Annotated in this window: 2 protein-coding genes; both read right to left on the reverse strand. The window is 54.2% G+C overall.

Features of this window, described 5'->3' with window-relative positions; translation table 11 throughout:
* Window positions 1–22: 22 nt before the first annotated feature.
* Window positions 23–907, reverse strand: coding sequence for an ABC transporter permease (locus A3AY_RS0130155; protein WP_018329396.1), 885 nt, complete (start codon window positions 905–907; stop codon window positions 23–25).
* Window positions 904–1863 carry an ABC transporter permease gene (locus tag A3AY_RS0130160; RefSeq protein WP_018329397.1) on the reverse strand — a complete coding sequence of 320 codons (960 nt, stop codon included), beginning with the start codon at window positions 1861–1863 and terminating at the stop codon, window positions 904–906. The genes A3AY_RS0130155 and A3AY_RS0130160 overlap by 4 nt, the downstream gene beginning before the upstream one ends.
* Window positions 1864–1882 lie beyond the last annotated feature (19 nt).

The following is a 1882-nucleotide window of genomic DNA, read 5'->3' on the forward strand; positions in this document are numbered from 1 at the left end:
TCGGTGGTGATAGCTTCGAACATCAGCCGACCCTTTTTCTTCTAGACCCAAACAAGTCGGTTACCGAATGGCTGAGCGAATAGAGGGACACAATCACGAAAACAATTGCCAGCCCCGGCGTAACGACATACCACCACGCCCCCGCTCCAGCAGCGCCTGCCTGTTGGGCACTGAACAGCATCGTTCCCCATGAGGGCTGGAAAGGGTCCCCTAGCCCAATGAATGAAAGTGCCGTCTCGATCCAGATCGCCGCTACGATCGTGAGAATCGTGTTGGCAACGATGAGAGAGACGAGGTTTGGCAAGATATGGCGCAACACTATGCGTGTATGAGATGCACCGATCACTCTTGCGCGGTCTACAAAAGGGCGACTGCGCAAAGAGAGCGTCTGGCTACGGACAATACGCGCTGTCCCTGCCCAACTTGTAATTCCAATAACAACAATTGTGACCAGCAACGTCGGTCGGATCCCAAGAATTGCCCCTTTGGATCCTCCGAAATCAATTGCCATCGGCGCGAGGACCATAGCGAGAATAAACGCGGGCATGACCAGAAAGAAATCCGCGGTTCGCATCAATAGATTGTCGACACTTCCCCGCGCATAGCCGGAAATCACCCCGACCGTTGTTCCTAAAACCGTACTTAAAAGGCTTGCTAGAAGCCCTACCAGCATTGTTATCCGCGCAGAGTGCACGATGAGGTTCCACACATCTCGGCCGACCTCGTCGGTACCAAACCAATGCTCAGTCGACGGCGGTGCCAGTGGGTACCCGGTTGCGGTCACAATCGTGTCCATTGTTCCCACGAGCACACTAGGGAACAAGGCCATCAACGCGATTAGAGACAAGAAAAGACTGGAAAGTAGCTGACCGAAGCTAAGGGGGATTTTCCTGATAAATCTGTTCATTTTGAAACCCTTGGATCTAGCCATGCGTAGAGAATGTCGGCAACCAAGTTCGCCATAACCATGGAGACAGCGAAGATCAAAAACAGCGCTTGAAGCACTGGGTAGTCTCGAGCTTGCATGGCTTCGACCGTCAGCAGTCCAAGTCCGGGCCATGAAAAAACCGTTTCCACGGTTATAGCACCGGCCATTATGAAACCGACATTCAAGGATATTAACGTCACCACAGGCAGTCGCGCGTTCGGCACCACGTGTTTTTGCAAGATCGCTTTGCTGCCGATCCCTTTCGCCCGCGCGGTCGTGACAAAGTCCTCCGTTGATACCTCAAGGACTACCGCACGCATCAGCAATACATATTGACCCGCTTGCGCAATCGCCAGCGTGGCCACAGGCAGGACACTTCGATGCAAGATCTCCAGCCATTGCGCCCTGGATCCGCCCGACGCGTTTGCAATGCCGGTGACTGGGAACCATCCTAGCCACGAAGAAAAGACGATAAGCAGCACCATCCCCAGCCAGAACGTCGGCATTCCGTACGCAGCGAGTGCCAGCGAACTGCCAAGTCGATCAAGCAAAGACCCCTGCTTCCAGCCAGCACGGGCACCAAGCCACAAGCCGGCCGCGATCGCAAATGTCTGCGCAACGCCGACAAGAAGGAGTGTGGGCAAGATACGGGGACCCACCACCGAAAGAACAGACTCTCCGCGGAATTTGAAGCTATATCCAAAATCACCACTTAAAATCGACGAGAGATACTTGATGAACTGATCCGGAAAAAGAGGGGCGTCCAACCCCCAGCGCGCGCGCACTTGTGCAAGTAGCTCTGGAGTGACGCCTTTGGCACCACCAATCAGCATCCGAGCAGGGTCACCGGGCATCGCCCGAAAAATAAAGAACCCGAGTGCGGATATCACGAGAATCGTTATACCCGCACCAGCCAGTTTCCGAACTATCAACATCCGTTAAGATCCTTAGCCG

Source organism: Rhizobium giardinii bv. giardinii H152 (assembly GCF_000379605.1).
GTDB lineage: Bacteria > Pseudomonadota > Alphaproteobacteria > Rhizobiales > Rhizobiaceae > Pararhizobium > Pararhizobium giardinii.